Annotated in this window: 13 protein-coding genes; 9 read left to right on the forward strand and 4 right to left on the reverse strand. The window is 43.1% G+C overall.

Translation table 11 applies throughout. The features are described 5' to 3' along the window. The first annotated feature begins 25 nt into the window (after positions 1–25). From J0L83_03720 to rnr, 6 genes are read left to right on the forward strand one after another with little or no spacing between them, the layout of a single operon-like run. A complete protein-coding gene (locus tag J0L83_03720; protein ID MBN8663653.1) occupies positions 26–868 on the forward strand; it encodes a DUF3822 family protein in 843 nt (280 codons plus the stop codon). Next, positions 865–1413 (forward strand): RsmD family RNA methyltransferase, encoded by a 549-nt coding sequence (locus tag J0L83_03725; protein ID MBN8663654.1) that lies wholly within the window; start codon positions 865–867, stop codon positions 1411–1413. Before J0L83_03720 ends, J0L83_03725 begins: the two co-directional genes overlap by 4 nt. Continuing rightward, positions 1406–2041, forward strand: coding sequence for a dethiobiotin synthase (bioD, locus tag J0L83_03730; protein MBN8663655.1), 636 nt, complete (start codon positions 1406–1408; stop codon positions 2039–2041). The genes J0L83_03725 and bioD overlap by 8 nt, the downstream gene beginning before the upstream one ends. Further along, complete coding sequence (locus J0L83_03735; protein ID MBN8663656.1) at positions 2038–2607, forward strand: 5-formyltetrahydrofolate cyclo-ligase; 570 nt, start codon at positions 2038–2040, stop codon at positions 2605–2607. The genes bioD and J0L83_03735 overlap by 4 nt, the downstream gene beginning before the upstream one ends. Further along, positions 2597–3703 (forward strand): tetraacyldisaccharide 4'-kinase, encoded by a 1107-nt coding sequence (gene lpxK, locus J0L83_03740; GenBank protein ID MBN8663657.1) that lies wholly within the window; start codon positions 2597–2599, stop codon positions 3701–3703. The genes J0L83_03735 and lpxK overlap by 11 nt, the downstream gene beginning before the upstream one ends. Then, the gene (gene rnr, locus J0L83_03745; GenBank protein MBN8663658.1) at positions 3672–5687 is read left to right on the forward strand and encodes a ribonuclease R; all 2016 of its coding nucleotides are present in this window, start codon (positions 3672–3674) and stop codon (positions 5685–5687) included. Before lpxK ends, rnr begins: the two co-directional genes overlap by 32 nt. 412 nt (positions 5688–6099) lie before the next feature. Here the strand turns inward: rnr and J0L83_03750 are convergent, their stop codons facing one another. After that, a complete protein-coding gene (locus J0L83_03750; GenBank protein MBN8663659.1) occupies positions 6100–7413 on the reverse strand; it encodes a saccharopine dehydrogenase NADP-binding domain-containing protein in 1314 nt (437 codons plus the stop codon). 257 nt (positions 7414–7670) lie between these two features. Between J0L83_03750 and gyrA the strand changes: the two genes are divergently transcribed. The 3 genes from gyrA (at position 7671) to J0L83_03765 (ending at position 12886) form a co-directional block, all read left to right on the forward strand. Continuing rightward, a complete protein-coding gene (gene gyrA / locus J0L83_03755; protein MBN8663660.1) occupies positions 7671–10268 on the forward strand; it encodes a DNA gyrase subunit A in 2598 nt (865 codons plus the stop codon). Between the two features lie 13 nt (positions 10269–10281). Next, entirely contained in the window at positions 10282–11664 is a 1383-nt protein-coding gene (locus tag J0L83_03760) for a hypothetical protein (GenBank protein ID MBN8663661.1), read from the forward strand. A gap of 88 nt (positions 11665–11752) precedes the next feature. Beyond that, on the forward strand, positions 11753–12886 hold the full coding sequence (locus J0L83_03765; protein ID MBN8663662.1) for a PQQ-dependent sugar dehydrogenase: 1134 nt from the start codon (positions 11753–11755) through the stop codon (positions 12884–12886). A 132-nt stretch (positions 12887–13018) separates the two neighbouring features. Here the strand turns inward: J0L83_03765 and J0L83_03770 are convergent, their stop codons facing one another. From J0L83_03770 to J0L83_03780, 3 genes are read right to left on the reverse strand one after another with little or no spacing between them, the layout of a single operon-like run. Continuing rightward, entirely contained in the window at positions 13019–13744 is a 726-nt protein-coding gene (locus J0L83_03770) for a DUF2807 domain-containing protein (protein ID MBN8663663.1), read from the reverse strand. Between the two features lie 50 nt (positions 13745–13794). Continuing rightward, on the reverse strand, positions 13795–15213 hold the full coding sequence (locus J0L83_03775) for a Gfo/Idh/MocA family oxidoreductase (protein MBN8663664.1): 1419 nt from the start codon (positions 15211–15213) through the stop codon (positions 13795–13797). Positions 15214–15259: 46 nt separating this feature from the next. Beyond that, a complete protein-coding gene (locus tag J0L83_03780; protein ID MBN8663665.1) occupies positions 15260–16306 on the reverse strand; it encodes an aminoglycoside phosphotransferase family protein in 1047 nt (348 codons plus the stop codon). Between the last annotated feature and the right edge of the window lie 7 nt (positions 16307–16313).

The following is a 16313-nucleotide window of genomic DNA, read 5'->3' on the forward strand; positions in this document are numbered from 1 at the left end:
TAACATTGCAGGGTAATTGAACCCAATGATTCAAAGGAAGATAGGGCTTTATGGCGAACAACAACAACCCGCTTACGGCAGTAACGATTTGTTGATTCTGGAAATAGCAGATGGGCATATTGCCTGCATGGTGAAACAGCCGGTAACTGGTCAGCTGATTGCTTTCGAGTTATTTGAGCTGGAAGACGAGCATGGCGACTGGAACAATATCCTGTACCATACGCGTGCGGCTTCACAAATATTGGCCAGGCATTTCACGAATACACATATCTATTTCAACTTCCCTGAAGCTGCTTTGATTCCTGCAGATAAACTGGGTACCAATGCAGGAGAAGATTTTCTGAATCTTCTATTTGGTGATCATGAAAACACCGTATTCAAATACGAACGTATTCCTGATCATCCACAAACAGTATGTATCTACCGCATTTCACAAAGCTTAATGGATGCAATTGGCAGAAATTTTCTGATTGTTACAGCCAGCCATGTGTATGCACAGCTTATGCAGGAAGCGAGTAAACACCAGCATATTACCAATTTGCTGATCGCACAAGTGTATCACGGCAATGTGAACTTTCTATTCCGCAAGGCAGGGCAGGTACAAGTTTTGCAGTCCAAATACTTCAGCAGCGAAGCTGATTTATTATATCATTTATTGAATATCAGTCAGCAAATGCAGGTGAGTCCTGGAGCAGTTACGCTTTTCCTCTCCGGTCTTTTCAACGCAGAGAGCGATTGGATGGTACACCTCAGAAATAGTTTTGGGTCTGTACGCATGGATGAGATCCATATCTCCGGTGATCTGCAGAAAGGCCTCACAGGTTATCCTGCCTACTATCTTTCGCCCATGCTAAAGTTGGTGGTATGAGAATCATCTCAGGAAAATTTGGTGGCAGGCGTATTCACCCCCCGGCCAAAATGCCGCATACTAGACCTACAACCGACATTGCTAAAGAAGGGCTCTTCAATATACTCCAGCACAGAATTGATTTTGAAGGCGCCAAAAGTTTGGATCTTTTCGGCGGCACAGGTTGTATCAGTTATGAGCTGGCATCCAGAGGGGCTTCAGACCTTACCATCATTGAGAAAGACGTGCACATGCATGCTTTCATCAAAGAAAATATTACTAAACTCGGTATTGAAAATTGCAAAGTCATCAAGATGGATGTGTTCGCCTTCATGCAGGGCTGCAATGATCAATATGATTTCATTTTTGCTGGTCCGCCATACGCGCTTGGTCCGATAGATGACATCCCACGCATCATTGTGCAGCGTAAACTCATCAAGCAAGGCGGTATTTTTGTATTAGAACATACCCCACGCAACCAATACGAAAACTTCGAAGGATTTAGTTTTCAACGAAACTACGGTACCACCGTGTTCTCATTTTTTACAAACGAAGCAAATGCGTAAACCGATTTTTGTTACAGGCATCGGCACAGGGGTAGGGAAGACTGTTGCCGCAGCCATTATTACAGAGGCCTTGGGTGCTGATTACTGGAAACCCATTCAGTCCGGGTATGAAGAAGGTACAGATTGCCATACCGTTCAATCACTCATCAGCAATACACAAACACAATTTCATCCGGAAGTATATAAACTGGCATTGCCCGCTTCACCACATATTGCAGCGAGAGAAGAAAGTGTGGTTATTGACCTGAGTACTATCGTAAACAACAAGCCCAAAACAAACAATCATCTTGTTATTGAAGGTGCTGGCGGATTATTGGTACCCATCAATGAAACGCAGTTTATCGCTGATATGATTCAGGCATTAGATGCGCAGGTGATACTCGTCAGCAGGAATTACCTCGGCAGCATCAATCACTCCCTCTTAACAGCAGAAGCCTGCAAACAGCGCAATATTCCTGTGCTTGGCTGGTTGTTTAACGATCAGTTCATGCAGTATGAGGAAGAGATTGTAGGCTGGACAGGAATCCGTACATTAGGTAGTATTCCTTTGGCAACAAATCTTGATAAGGCTTTTGTAGCTGCACAAGCTGCACGCATACGACCAGCTTTATTGGAGGTGCTAACATGACCAAAAAAGAAATCAGGCAATATTTCAAAGCCAAACGTTTGGCCATTGAGAGTCGGGAGCGATTGAAAATGGACGATTTATTGCTATTGCAATTTCAGCAATTGGATTTCACCGGTATTCAGAAAGTCATGAGCTATTGGCCGCTCACACATCTAGGTGAGCCTAATACCTTATTGTTCAGCAGATACCTCAGTCATTTATTACCTGACCTTGATTTGGCTTATCCGGTAACGGATTTTGCTACACATATTTTAACAGCTGTACGCATTACGGAAGATACCATTTATCAAACCAAGGAATTGGGATTAACAGAACCCAAAGCTGGTGATATTATCGAGCCGGAAGAACTGGAAGTAATACTAGTACCCATGCTTTGCTGCGATCTAGATGGCTACCGAGTAGGATATGGCAAGGGGTTTTATGATCGCTATCTGTCACGCTGTAATCCTAATGTCATACGTATTGGTTTCAGCTATTTTAACCCCATCGAAAAGATCACAGATCGAGATCAATATGATGTACCTTTAACACACTGCGTTACACCAGACCGTATCTATGAATTTTAATGCGTTTTTTCTCAGTTCATTCCGGGTACTCTTACTGCCATTTGCCCTGCTCTATGGCCTGATTATCATTGTCCGCAACTGGTTGTACAATCATGGCTATCTAAAAGCAGCCAAATTCAATTATCCCATTATCTGCATAGGCAATTTAGCTGTTGGCGGCACAGGTAAATCACCTATGACAGAATACTTGATTCGTCTATTGCACAAAGAGTACACTATCGGCACACTCAGCCGTGGTTATAAAAGAAAGACCAAGGGCTATGCATTAGCTGGTGAAACCACCACTGCGTTGGAAATAGGCGATGAACCCATGCAGTTCCACAGTAAGTTTCCGGATATTTCAGTGGCAGTTGCTGAGGAAAGAATTGATGGAATACCACAATTATTGCACGACCGACCTGATTTGGATTGCATTATACTGGATGATGCATTTCAACATAGAGAAGTGGCAGCAGGTTTCAATATTCTATTGACACAATTTGGTGATTTATATGTGCATGATTTCTTTCTGCCTACCGGCGATCTGCGTGATCAGTGGTCGTCTGCAGACAGGGCACAAGTGATTGTGGTTACGAAATGTCCGGCTGATTTAACCATCAAGCAAAAAGAAAAAATTATTCGTCAGCTGAGGCCAGCACCCGGACAAAGAGTATTCTTTACAACCATTGATTACGGAACTCCTTATCACATTATCAAGCGCACCGATGAATGGGTGATTACACCCAGAGACGAGGTATTATTGGTATGTGGTATTGCGAATCCAAAACCTCTAAAGGATTATCTGCTGGAAAGAGCGCATACGTATTATCAGAAGGATTACAGTGATCACCATATTTTCTCTATTGACGATCTGAATGAAATTAAAACTCAGTTTGATAAAATTCAGGCCAAGGACAAACTCATACTGACCACAGAAAAAGATGCCATGCGCTTGGTGAAATTCACGGAAGAGTTGCATGCGCTGCCTATTTATGTAGTACCAATCCGTCACCGTTTCTTATTTGATGAAGGTGAGCAGTTCGATCAGCAGGTGCTACAATACCTACAACAATTCAAACAACAACATGGGCAGGAAACAAAAGAGCAAACAGCGTAAAGAGCGACTCAAGAAGTTCACTGCATCACACCAGTTAAAAGGCGTGTTGGATGTTACGCGTTCAGGTATGGGCTATGTAGTGGTGGGCGATAATAAATCGGATGTGATGATTCGCCCCGGCGATTTCAATAATGCATTGCACGGTGATACAGTTACGGTGAAAGTGGTGAAGGAAAACTTGTCAACAGGAAAGCGAGATGGCAAGATCATTGAAGTATTAAAGCGTAAGCAGACAGAGTTTATTGGACATATTCAGCTCTCTACCAATTTCGCCTTTTTTGTAGCGGATACTGATAAACCTATGCCGGACTTATTTATTCCACTACAAAGTCTCAATGGTGCGAAGCATAAGGATCGTGTTATAGCCAAGTTGGTACAGTGGGAGAAAACTGATCGTAAACCAATTGGCGAAGTGATACAAGTATTGCTCGCAGAAGACGAGAACGATGCAGCCATGAAGGAATTACTGGCAGAAGCCGGTTTTCCTTTGAGTTTTGGTGATGATGTCCTGGAGGAAACAGCAAGACTGCCGGAAGTATTGAGCAGCGATGAGATTGCCAAAAGAAAAGATTGCAGAAGTGTACTCACTTTCACGATTGACCCTGTAGATGCACGCGATTTTGACGACGCCATTTCCTATCGAGAGTTGAAAAACGGACAGTATGAAATTGGTGTTCACATTGCCGATGTAAGCTATTATGTTGAGCCTGGTACTGCACTGGATGAAGAAGCCTACAAGCGTGCCACATCGGTGTATTTACCAGATCGTGTAAACCCCATGTTGCCGGAGAAAATATCAAATGAACTGTGTTCATTAAGACCACATGAAGATAAATTCACTTTTTCTGCCATCTTCCAGATGAATGCAAAAGCAGAGGTGAAGCAATACTGGTTGGGCAGAACGGTGATACATTCTGATCATCGCTACACGTACGAGGATGTACAGGACATCATCGAAGGAAAATCAGCAGGGCCTAACAAAGAGGTGGTATTATTCCTGAATGATCTGGCACAAAAACTACGCAAGCAACGCTTTAAAAAAGGAGCAATCAATTTCTCTTCTCAAGAAGTACGCTTTAAATTGGATGAGAAAGGAAAGCCAATTGGCATTGTTGTAAAAGAAAGCAAAGAAGCACATCAACTGATTGAAGAGTTTATGCTGCTTGCCAACAGAACTGTAGCAGAGAATATTGCCAAAATTGAAGTCAACAAAAAAGCCCTTCCGTTTCCTTATCGTGTGCACGATACACCAGATGAAGACAAACTCGCTCCATTCATTGAATTTGCACGTAAATACGGACATAAGTTTGATATCAGCAGTCCGGAAAAAATTGCCGCCAGTTTCAACACCATGCTTAATGATGTAAAGGGCAAACCTGAACAGCATGTGCTGGAACAGTTGGGTATTCGCACCATGGCCAAGGCTGCATATACAACCCAGAATATAGGACACTACGGATTGGCATTTGAACATTATTGCCATTTCACTTCACCCATCAGAAGATATCCAGATGTATTGGTGCATCGTGTACTACAATCAGTACTGGACAGTAAGCCTGCTTTAGACAAAAAGATGGAAGAGAAATGCAAGCACTGCAGTGAGCAGGAGCGTGCAGCGATGGAAACAGAAAGAGCCGCCAATAAATACAAGCAGGTAGAATTTATGCATGGCTATATTGGTCAGGTATTTGAAGGTGTGGTAAGTGGCGTGGCCAGTTTTGGTTTCTGGGTAGAAACCGTTGCGCATAAATGCGAAGGCTTGGTGAATGTGATTAGTTTAAGTGATTACGATGATTTCCGACATGTAGAATCAGATTATAGTTTAGTAGGCCGAAGAAGCGGCAGAAAGTTCCGCATTGGTGACAAAGTGCATATCCGTGTGGTGGCAGCAAATATGGAGAAACGACAGCTGGATTATGAGTGGGTTATACAACCGAATCAGGAGGAGACGAAGGCGGTTAAGAAAAAGGGGGCAAAAAATTAAGAATTAATAATTAGTAATTAATAATTCGTTTAGGTGGTACTAAGGATTCGCGAATCGGTAGTCGTGATCCGTGAATAGTTTGAAAGCCAATAGAATCTAGAAGCCTGTTGATATCAAGATCAAGACGAAAGCCTAATACAGTAGGCTAATCTCAAATCAAAAATTTCAAATTTGAAACCTATCTCTGCGCTACCTCTCGTAACTCTGGCACTCTGCGGTTAAAAAGAAAGCATTCTATATGTATAACATCAGCCGATGAACTGACTAATTATTCATTTTTAATTATTAATTCTTCATTCATAAAAGCTCCTCGCGAATCTTCGCGTCTTTGTGCCTTTGCGGTTAAGATTAGCGAAGGAAAAATATTATTATATCAGATATCATACAAAATCAACAAACTAATTATTCATTCTTAATTATTCATTGTTAATTCCTGAAAGCAAATCCCCATTGTATCCAACTCTTCCAACACGGTCGAATATATTTCAGGCGAAGTAGGAATCTGTAATCCACGCAGTTGAATTTTGTTTTCAATCAAGAGCTTAGCGGCAATACCCAATGGTAAGCCTACAGTCTTGGCCATAGCAGTTCGTAAAGCGTCTGTACCTTTTACTACCAAACTGCTTTGAATTTGTTTGTGCTGCCCGTTTAAAGTATAACCAATCTCATGCAGCATCACAATCATGTCTTTATCTGAGGGGTGCAGTACCAGTTTGGTTTCCAATAACCATTGCAATACATCTGCGGCTGTACCTGTTTGGATTGGAATGATTGTATCACTCATCAAACCCAGATAATCCAATAATAAACCCAGCTCCGCATCACGCAGCAAATCTTTCCATAACCATTCTAGCTGCTGTTTGGCGAGATGCGCTTGCACAAAATCACGCACAGCTATTTGGGTAAATGTGTAAGTGATTTGATCATCAGCTAACCGCAATTGCACAATGGCGTTCCAGCCTTTGCAATAAGCCGGATAGCGTAGGGTAGTGCGCAGAAAATCTTGGCAATTTTCCAAACGATACAAAGGCATATAACTCAGGGAATCACGATTGGGATAATAGGCCAGTTCACCAATGCTTGGGATATGCACAGAACCAGCTTCTGCAAATAATTGCGCATAGTTTTTTTCAACCACTGCACCATTAGCCTGATACACGGCTCCGGCTTTGCCGGCATTCACCACGTTACGCGGATTCCAGCTGATCTTGTAATGCCAGGGATTATCATCACTCTCTGGTGCAACCAATCCGCCGCAGTGTGAATGAAAACGATGTATCACACCACCTTGCGCATGAATGCCATCAATTAATTGCATTGCACTCATGTGATCAATACCGGGATCCAAACCCATTTCACACAAAAACAACAAACCTGCTTCTGCAATGGCATCGCGCATACTGCGCAAACCATCATCCACATAAGAAGCAGTTAGCAAATGTTTGTGTAATGCCAGACAGTCTTTGGCTATCAATGCATGCAGGGTGGGCGGCATTAAGGAAATAATCACTTCATGTTCGCTGATTAGCGCAGCACGTGCTGCATCATCTTGAATATTCAGCGCTACAGCTGTAACAGGTGTATTCGCAGGTAATTTGGCTTGTACTTGCTTTAAGTCCTGATCAGCAATCGTAATGGGCCAATTGTTCTGGACGCATAAATCATGCAGATAATCCATCAAAACAGTAGCTGATTTTCCGGCTCCAAACAAGCAAATTTTTTTCATGGCAAGGGTTCAAAAATGGCTGATCAAATAGTTTCCAAAGAAACGATAAAAGATCGGTTGAAAGCAGCAAAAAAATCGGCTTACAAAACCAGTTTTAAACAACTGAAAATAAATCAGTTATGATTTAGTCAACATTGTGGATAAAACGCCTGAAAAAAGCCTGTTTTTGGTTGGTATTCCGGCCTCAAAAAATTAACTTCGCCCACCGGCAAAAAAGCCGGAATTATTGCGCTGAAATTCACAATTGAAACCTGTTCATGGAAGAGAATCTGATACCCGAAGAAACGAACGATAACGACCGGATTATACAGGTAAATATCGAAGAGCAGATGAAAACGGCCTATATCGATTATTCGATGTCGGTAATCGTTGGTCGTGCCCTGCCCGATGTACGCGATGGTTTGAAACCTGTACATCGCCGTATCCTGTATGCAATGAATGAATTAGGCCTTGCCTCCAACAAACCTTATAAAAAAGCTGCCCGTATTGTGGGTGAGGTGATGGGTAAATTCCACCCCCACGGTGATAGTGCTATCTACGATGCTATGGCGCGTATGGCACAGGAATGGAGCATGCGTTACATGTTGGTTGACGGACAAGGTAATTTCGGTAACCAGGATGGTGATGGTCCAGCGGCCATGCGTTATACCGAAGCGCGTTTACAGCGTTTGGGTGAAGCCATGCTGGATGATATTGAAAAAGAGACTGTCGACTTCCAACTGAACTTCGATGATTCAATGGAAGAACCTTCGGTTTTGCCTACACGCATTCCGCAATTGCTGGTAAACGGTTCTAGTGGCATTGCCGTTGGTATGGCTACCAATATGCTGCCGCACAACCTGAGCGAAGCTGTGGATGGTTGTATTGCTTATATCGCAAACAAAGACATTACTGCAGAAGAATTGATGCAGTATGTGAAAGCCCCCGATTTCCCAACTGGCGGTATCATTTATGGCATGGAGGGCGTAAAGCAAGCCATGATTACCGGTCGCGGTAGAGTGGTGGTACGTGGCAAATGCCATGTGGAAACCAAAGCAAGCGGTCGCGAAACCATTGTGATTACAGAAGTGCCTTATCAGGTAAACCGTGATACACTAACAGATCGTATCGGTCAACTGGTGAATGATAAGACCATCGAGGGCATTGCACACGTAAACAACGAAAGTAATAAGCGTGAGGGTACGCGTATTGTGGTTGACCTCAAGCGTGATGCTGTTGCAAACGTAATCATCAACCAACTTTATAAGTATACAGAACTGCAAACCAGTTTTGGTATCAATAATGTGGCTCTGTCCAAAGGCAGACCGCGCATTTTGAATCTGAAAGATCTCATTAGTGAGTTCGTAGAATTCAGAATGGAAGTGGTGATCCGAAGAGCCAAGTATGAATTGCGCAAAGCGGAAGAACGTGCGCATATTTTGCAAGGCTATTTGATTGCATTGGATCATCTGGATGAAGTAATCCGACTGATTCGTAGTTCTGCAACACCGGATATCGCAAAGGAAAACCTGATTAACGCAGGCTGGGGCCTTGATGAAATTCAGGCCAAAGCCATTCTGGAACTGCGTTTGCAGCGTCTGACAGGCATGGAGCGTGAGAAGATCAAGGAAGAATATGATCAACTCATGATCCAGATTGCAGGTTTGAAAGAATTGTTAAGTAGTGAACAACTGCGTTACGAACTGATTCAAAAAGAACTGCAGGAAGTAAAAGATAAATTCGGTGATGCACGTAAGAGCGAGATTCAATACCTCGCAGATGAAATGCGTATCGAAGATTTGATTGAAGAAGAAGATGTGGTGATTACCATTTCACATCTGGGTTATATCAAGCGAACTTCTGCAACAGAATACCGTCAGCAGCGCAGGGGTGGTCGTGGTGCTATTGGCTCCAAAACCAGAGAAGAAGATTATGTAGAGCATCTCTTCGTCGCATCTACGCACGACACGATGATGTTCTTTACAGAAAAAGGTCGTTGCTACTGGTTGCGTGTGTATGAAATTCCGGAAGGAGAGAAGCAGAGCAAGGGTAGGGCTATTCAGAACCTAGTTCAGTTACCTCCAGATGATAAAGTACGCACCATCATTGATGTGAAGAAACTGGATGATAAAGAATTTGTACAAAGTCATTATATCGTACTCTGTACCAAAAAAGGTATCATCAAGAAAACTTCACTGGAAGATTTCAGCCGACCAAGAGCCAATGGCGTAAATGCCATCACCATCGTTGAAGGCGATCAGTTGCTGGAAGCAAGAATGACGAACGGTAACTCCGAAATCATGATGGCGGTGAAAAGCGGTCGTGCCATTCGCTTCCCAGAAGAAAAAGTAAGACCAACGGGCCGCGGTGCGATAGGTGTTGCCGGTATTGAAGTGGAAGATGCCAATGATGAAGTAATTGGTATGATTTGTGTAAATAAAGAAGATACCAGCCGTACTGTATTGGTAGTGAGCGAGAAAGGCTTTGGTAAGCGAACAGCAATTGATGAGTACCGCATCACCAATAGAGGTGGTAAGGGTGTAAAAACCATCAACGTAACTGATAAGACCGGCCAATTGGTAGGTATTAAGGATGTGAGCGAGAAGGAGGACCTGATCATCACCTGTAAATCAGGTATCACACTTCGTACAGCAATTTCTACCATCAAAGAGGCGGGAAGAGCCACACAAGGTGTAATTTTGATCAGACTGGATGATGGTGATGAAATTGCAGCCATCTCTAAAATTGATGAACAGGAAGAAGAGGAGATCGTACCAACAGATGCAGAAAGTAACGAGACCAACGAAAACACAACCAACAATGATCAGCCAGCTGAGGATAATACCACAGCTTCTGATGCAACAGAAAACCAATAAGAAAACCTCAAGTATGAAAAAGCTATTGTTGCTTGCAGCCATGACCGGTGTATTTCAACTGAGTCAGGCCCAGAAACTGGATAAGGTTAAAACAGCAGTACTCCTGAACCAGGTAGAGAATGCCCGTACAGAAATTGAAAAAGTGAGTGGTGATCCTAAAGCACAAACCAATCCGGAGTATTGGTATTGGAGAAGTCGTATTTATGCGGCTTTGTATAAGGATGATGCGATGCAGGCAAAATATCCTGATGCATTCAAAATTGCAGATGAAGCATCGAGAAAATATCTGCAAAACGACAAAGAGTTGAAGTTCGTAAAAGAGAATAATGCACAGGGTTTCTTTGACCTGTATTCTACTTCTTTTGGCAAGGGCGTAAAGAAGTTTGAAGAAAAAGCATGGGATGCAGCAGCCAACTATTTTCAAGTAGCTGTTGAATATAGCGACCTTATTTTCTCTAACAAGTGGAGTAGTGTTGCGATGCCTTTTGATACTACTTCTATTTTATATGCCGGCTACTCTGCACAGAATGCCAAGCAAGAAGCTGTTGCATCAAAATACTATCAGCGCTTGATTGATAATAATGTAGTGTCTATGAGCGGACAGGAAATGTCTGAACTCTACCGCTATGTGTTGTACAATCAAATCAATGAAAAGAAAGAAGCTGAATTCAAAAAATACCTGGCTCTTTCTAAAGAGCGCTTCCCTAAGATGGAATGGGATGAGTATGAAACTGAATACCTCGAGAAGAATTACAATCTCGCTGAGCGTGTAGATCTTTTTGATAAGGAAGATGCGGCAGGCACATTAACTGAAACCAAGTATCTCCTGTTTGGTGATATGTTTTACAATATCCCAAGAGAAGAGCGCGATAAGATGGACAGCCTTACAATTGATAAGTTCAAGCATAAAGCAGCAGAAGCTTTCAAAAAAGCTTATGAGAAGAATAACCAGAATGGTTTGGCTGCATTTAACGTAGGCGTTATCCATTACAATGATTTTGGCGTGTGGGATGATCGTTACAGAGCCAATATCAAGCAGTTGCAGGAGATCAATGCAAATAAGAAAGTAGAAAAAGATCCAAAGAAGAAAGCGGCTGTAGAAGCTGATATCAAGACAAAGACAGACCCAATCAGAAAAGCAAATGCAGATATTGAAAAGATCGTAGATCAGGAAGTGAATATTGCAATTGAGTGGTTGGAGAAAGCTTACACTATTTTTAAGGATAAGGGTAGCAGAACCAAGACTGAAAACAGTATCGGTAATAAGTCTGTTGACTTCCTTTCAAATCTCTACGGATTTAAGCGCGATAAAGCCCGCGGTAAGGATCAGAAAGCATTTGATGCTTACGAGGCTAAGTACAAACTCTATGATGGTTTACACGACTCTTTCAATTAATAATAAAAAGCCCCTCAAAAAGGGGCTTTTTTAGTAGAACCAATTTATCCTCATAAACGTATTTATCATAAAGACAAGCATGCAATCCATGACAAACCTATTATTGGCAGCTGTGCTTTTTATATCAGCTTGTAAGGAAAATGTAAATTTTACAGATACCACCCAATCTCAGAGCCCAGTCACCACGAGTACAACGGTCGTAAATAACCGTGAAGTAATCTGGGGCCTGGATTTTCTACCAGACGGAGACATGTTGTTCACAGAGAAACGGGGTAGACTAGTGCGCGTGAATAAAACCACCAATGCACTCACCGAAATCAGCGGTTTACCGTCTGATATTGATGCCAGCGGACAGGGAGGTTTAATGGATATCAAGCTACATCCCAATTATGCCAGCAATGGCTGGATTTATGCCAATTATTCCTCAACAGGAGGATTTATTAACCTGATACGCTTCAAGCTAAATGGTAATCAGGTGAGCAACATGGAAACTTTGCTAAAATCCAATACGCCCTCTGCTTGGAGAGGGCATTATGGCGGTAGAATTGTTTTTGATAAAGCAGGATATCTCTATTTAAGCGTAGGTGAAGGTGGCACCACCAGTTATGGGGGAGAAAATTCGCCCAATAAAAACGCCCAGAATCTTTCATCTCCTTGGGGAAAGATCCACAGGATGACGGATGATGGTAAAGTGCCGGCAGATAACCCCATATTCCCGGGAGCAACAGCACCAAGCACGGTTTGGTGTTATGGTCTCCGTAATCCGCAGGGATTGGTTTATAATCCATTCACCGATCAATTATGGGAAACAGAGCATGGCCCAATGGGCGGTGACGAACTAAACCTGATTCAAAAAGGGAAAAACTATGGTTGGCCATTGGTAAGCTATGGTAAGAACTATGATGGTGTGCCCGTATCGGCCAGTCCCTTAAAAGAAGGCATCGAGCCACCGGTAACGTATTGGGTACCATCGATAGCAGCCAGTGGCTTAATCGTTGTCACCAATCCAAAATTCAAAAGATGGTATGGCAACCTGATGTCAGGCGCATTGGCTGGTGCCCATGTGCATCGAATCATGTTTCAAGGTGATAAAGTCGCCGAAACTGAAAAGCTTTGGAATGGCATTGGTCGAGTACGTAATATTAAAGAGGGCCCCGATGGCAATATCTACCTGTGCGTAGAAGGGCCTGGTAGAATCATCAGGGTTAGCCCTAATAACTAATCTAAAGAATAGCCGTCAGCAATGATGGCTTTCTCTCTACAATTAAACTTAACATAATATTAATTATAAGAATAAATAATCAAAAAGAAAGGCTGCCAGATGACAGCCCTAAGTATATAAGCTATTGATTATCTATTTATTACTACGTTTGATATCTGAACTGCCGGAACTGCTAACATGGCGCTTAACTGGTTCACCTTTATAATAGATATCACTACCGCCACTGGCGTCTGCCGTTAATTCTTTCTGTACGGATACATGAATATCACTACCGCCGCTGGCACTCAGATTAGCAATATTGCTCACCAAGCCGTAACCTTTAACATCACTGCCGCCGGATGCCTGCACTTTTAACTGATTAACCTGACCCTCGAGAATCGCATCGCTACCACCACTTGCTTGGATACGTAGTTCCTGGGCTTGTACGCGGCCCTTACAATCAGACCCACCGGACAAACTCAGGCTGAGGTTCTGGCAATTCAGGCCTTCATTGATCAGTATATCTGATCCACCGGAAGCCCTGAGTATATCTATTTGTTTTACAGAGACATAAGCTTTCAGCTGCTTGTTTCCCCATGAAACACTGAGCCAACTATCCGGCTTTTTAAAATAAATCTTGAGAATACCGTTTTCCACAACCGTCTTAATCATATCGCGGTCTTCTTCATCGGTTGCACTTACAGCTACAGCTGTGGAATTACTTTGGTCAAGATACAAGTCGATACCACCCGAAACCTCAATTCCATGAAAGGTTTCTACTTTACGGATTTGGGCATTTTTATCATTCAAGTATTTTTGCGCTGAAGCAACTGAAATAAATGATAATGAGATAATTAGAAATGATAATAACTTTTGCATGAGCAGCAGATTTTATAATGTAACGGACTGCTGACACAAAAGTTACAAGCTTACAATTGTTTACCTGATTCCACAACAGCCCTAACCTTGGTGGTCTTACCTTTTTCCAGTGCAATATCCACCGGCTGGTTGTTTTTCCAGTTGCCTCGTGTAAAATCTGGGATATCCATGCTTCTGCCGCGTTTGGCTACGGATTGCTCTGACAAGGGTGCAATGGCGCTCCATAAAGCCGCATCGTACACATCCTGATCCAATGGTAGGCCATTTCGCAGGCAATCAATCAATCGCCAGTCCATAATGAAATCCATCCCCCCGTGACCACCGATCTTTTTAGCAATCTCACCCACATGTTTCACCAACGGTGTCTGGTGCTTCTCGTACAGCTCTTTCAAACCATCCGGCTTTAGCCAGCCATGTCCGAAAGCAATTCGCTCTGGCGAAGGCCATTTACTGGCTACACCCTTGGTGCCACTAATTAAGTGAATACGAGAATATGGCCTGGGCGAAGTAACATCATGCTGCACCATCATGGTCTTGCCCTTATGGGTTTTGATGATGGTGGTATTCATATTGCCGCGATAGCGCTTGTCAGTATAAGGTTGAAAAAATGCATCCTGTGCCGCTTTATCCTTCGCCATGGCCTGCATCATGAAATCGGCACTGCTTACAGACACCAGATAATCCATCTGATCGCCGCGATTGATGTTCAAGCATTGGGCAATGGGCCCCAAACCATGGGTTGGATATAAATTACCATTACGGCCGGCATTCTCCTTCAAGCGCCACATTTCAGCATAACCGCCGGCATTGTCCTTCATAAAATTCAAATCGCGCAGGTCATGGATATAGGCACCTTCTGCATGAACCGTTTCACCCAACATGCCCAAACGCACAAGACTCAAAGTAAGCTGCTCAAAGAAATCATAGCAGCAATTCTCCAGCATCATACAATGCTTTTTGGTTTTCTCTGAAGTCACCACCAATTGCCAGCATTCTTCCATGCTCACCGCAGCAGGCACTTCGGTTGCCGCATGTTTACCATGCTCCATGGCATATACGGCCATGGGTGTATGTAAATGCCAGGGTGTGCAGATATAAATGAGATCCAGATCATCTCTTTCACACATTTTCTTCCAAGCATCCTTGCTACCGTAATAACCAATCGGTTTTGGCTGACCGGCTTTGGTTACAATCTCCTGTGCCTTCACTACCCTTTCTTCATATTGATCGCACAAAGCTTTGATCTCAACTCCTTCAATAAACGACATACGTTCCACCGCACCAGGGCCGCGCATTCCCAAACCTACTATACCGATGCGCACTGTATCCATCTTCGGTGCTGCATAACCACTCATATTGAATACGCCTGGCTTTTGCGCAAACTGGGCCATAGATTCTGGCAAGCCTGTAGCTAGTGCGCTTGCACCTAATGTAATGTTGCGTAAGAATTTTCTGCGGTTAGTTGACATGGTAAGGGTTATTGATGATTGTCGATTGATTATTTTCAATTGGTTATTATCGATTGATGATTGTCGATTCACGCTTCATCAATGCGCTCAATAAATGTACTTGATTCCCGGCACGTACATAATTATGTCCGGGATATTTTGCACCATAGTAACCATCGTTCAGCAAATGATCGGTGAGAAAACGCAGAGCCTGCATATACACAATGAAATGTCCGGAAAAACGGATATGCTTTTTCTCCCAATCTCTCAACACATCGCCCATGACGGAGAGATAACCTTCTTCGATAGCCCTACAACAATCTTCTCGCACTAGAATCTTGCTAAAATCTTTTTCTTCCTCTGAAACTGGACAAACATAAGTGCGATACATATCGCCCAAATCACTGATAAAATAACCGGGCATCACCGTATCCAGATCAATCACACAAACGGCTTTACCAGCCTCATTGAACAAGACATTGCTGATCTTGGTATCATGATGTGTTACACGTGTGCTTGTTTGTGCGTGACTGATAAAGGCCTCGTATTGCTGCACCAAGTGATGGTATTGATGTAGTTCCTGAATCAGCGACATCGACTCTTGTATACGCGATGGATTACCAAACTTACACGCATCCTGAAACTGCTGATAGCGTAAGGTCAGATTATGGAAATCAGGAATGGTGATGCGCAATTGCGTAGCATCAAAATCCTGCAGCACTGCTGTAAAATTGCCAAAGGTTTTGGCTGCTTCAAAAGCTTGCTCAGCAGTATCCACCGTATCTACTGTGTGGGTATTAGGTACGTAAGCAAATACGCGATAAAAAGCATCACCAATTTCCCAAAGTGTTTGTCCATACACAGACGGGACAGGTGCTGTAAACAAGTATTCAGGCTGATGTACTTGCAGATATGTGTGTAGCAAACCCAAGTTTTCATCAATCCAATCCGGACGTTGGAATACTGCCTGATTGATACTTTGCAGTATGAAAACCTCCTCTCCAGCCACTACTTTCCAAGTATGGTTAATGAGTCCCGAACCAATGGGTGCATAGGTCGTTGATTCAGGCCAGTTCCATATAGCACGCAATTCGGCAAACAAAGCAGTGGTCATAGTGGGA

The organism is Chitinophagales bacterium, from assembly GCA_017303835.1.
Classification (GTDB): domain Bacteria; phylum Bacteroidota; class Bacteroidia; order Chitinophagales; family Chitinophagaceae; genus JAFLBI01.

Excerpts from the sequence above, each read along its gene's own strand:
- J0L83_03720 (MBN8663653.1), top strand. The coding sequence starts at position 26 with ATGATTCAAAGGAAGATAGGGCTTTATGGCGAACAACAACAACCCGCT.
- J0L83_03725 (MBN8663654.1), top strand. The coding sequence starts at position 865 with ATGAGAATCATCTCAGGAAAATTTGGTGGCAGGCGTATTCACCCCCCG.
- bioD (MBN8663655.1), top strand. The coding sequence starts at position 1,406 with ATGCGTAAACCGATTTTTGTTACAGGCATCGGCACAGGGGTAGGGAAG.
- J0L83_03735 (MBN8663656.1), top strand. The coding sequence starts at position 2,038 with ATGACCAAAAAAGAAATCAGGCAATATTTCAAAGCCAAACGTTTGGCC.
- lpxK (MBN8663657.1), top strand. The coding sequence starts at position 2,597 with ATGAATTTTAATGCGTTTTTTCTCAGTTCATTCCGGGTACTCTTACTG.
- rnr (MBN8663658.1), top strand. The coding sequence starts at position 3,672 with ATGGGCAGGAAACAAAAGAGCAAACAGCGTAAAGAGCGACTCAAGAAG.
- J0L83_03750 (MBN8663659.1), bottom strand. The coding sequence starts at position 7,413 with ATGAAAAAAATTTGCTTGTTTGGAGCCGGAAAATCAGCTACTGTTTTG.
- gyrA (MBN8663660.1), top strand. The coding sequence starts at position 7,671 with ATGGAAGAGAATCTGATACCCGAAGAAACGAACGATAACGACCGGATT.
- J0L83_03760 (MBN8663661.1), top strand. The coding sequence starts at position 10,282 with ATGAAAAAGCTATTGTTGCTTGCAGCCATGACCGGTGTATTTCAACTG.
- J0L83_03765 (MBN8663662.1), top strand. The coding sequence starts at position 11,753 with ATGACAAACCTATTATTGGCAGCTGTGCTTTTTATATCAGCTTGTAAG.
- J0L83_03770 (MBN8663663.1), bottom strand. The coding sequence starts at position 13,744 with ATGCAAAAGTTATTATCATTTCTAATTATCTCATTATCATTTATTTCA.
- J0L83_03775 (MBN8663664.1), bottom strand. The coding sequence starts at position 15,213 with ATGTCAACTAACCGCAGAAAATTCTTACGCAACATTACATTAGGTGCA.
- J0L83_03780 (MBN8663665.1), bottom strand. The coding sequence starts at position 16,306 with ATGACCACTGCTTTGTTTGCCGAATTGCGTGCTATATGGAACTGGCCT.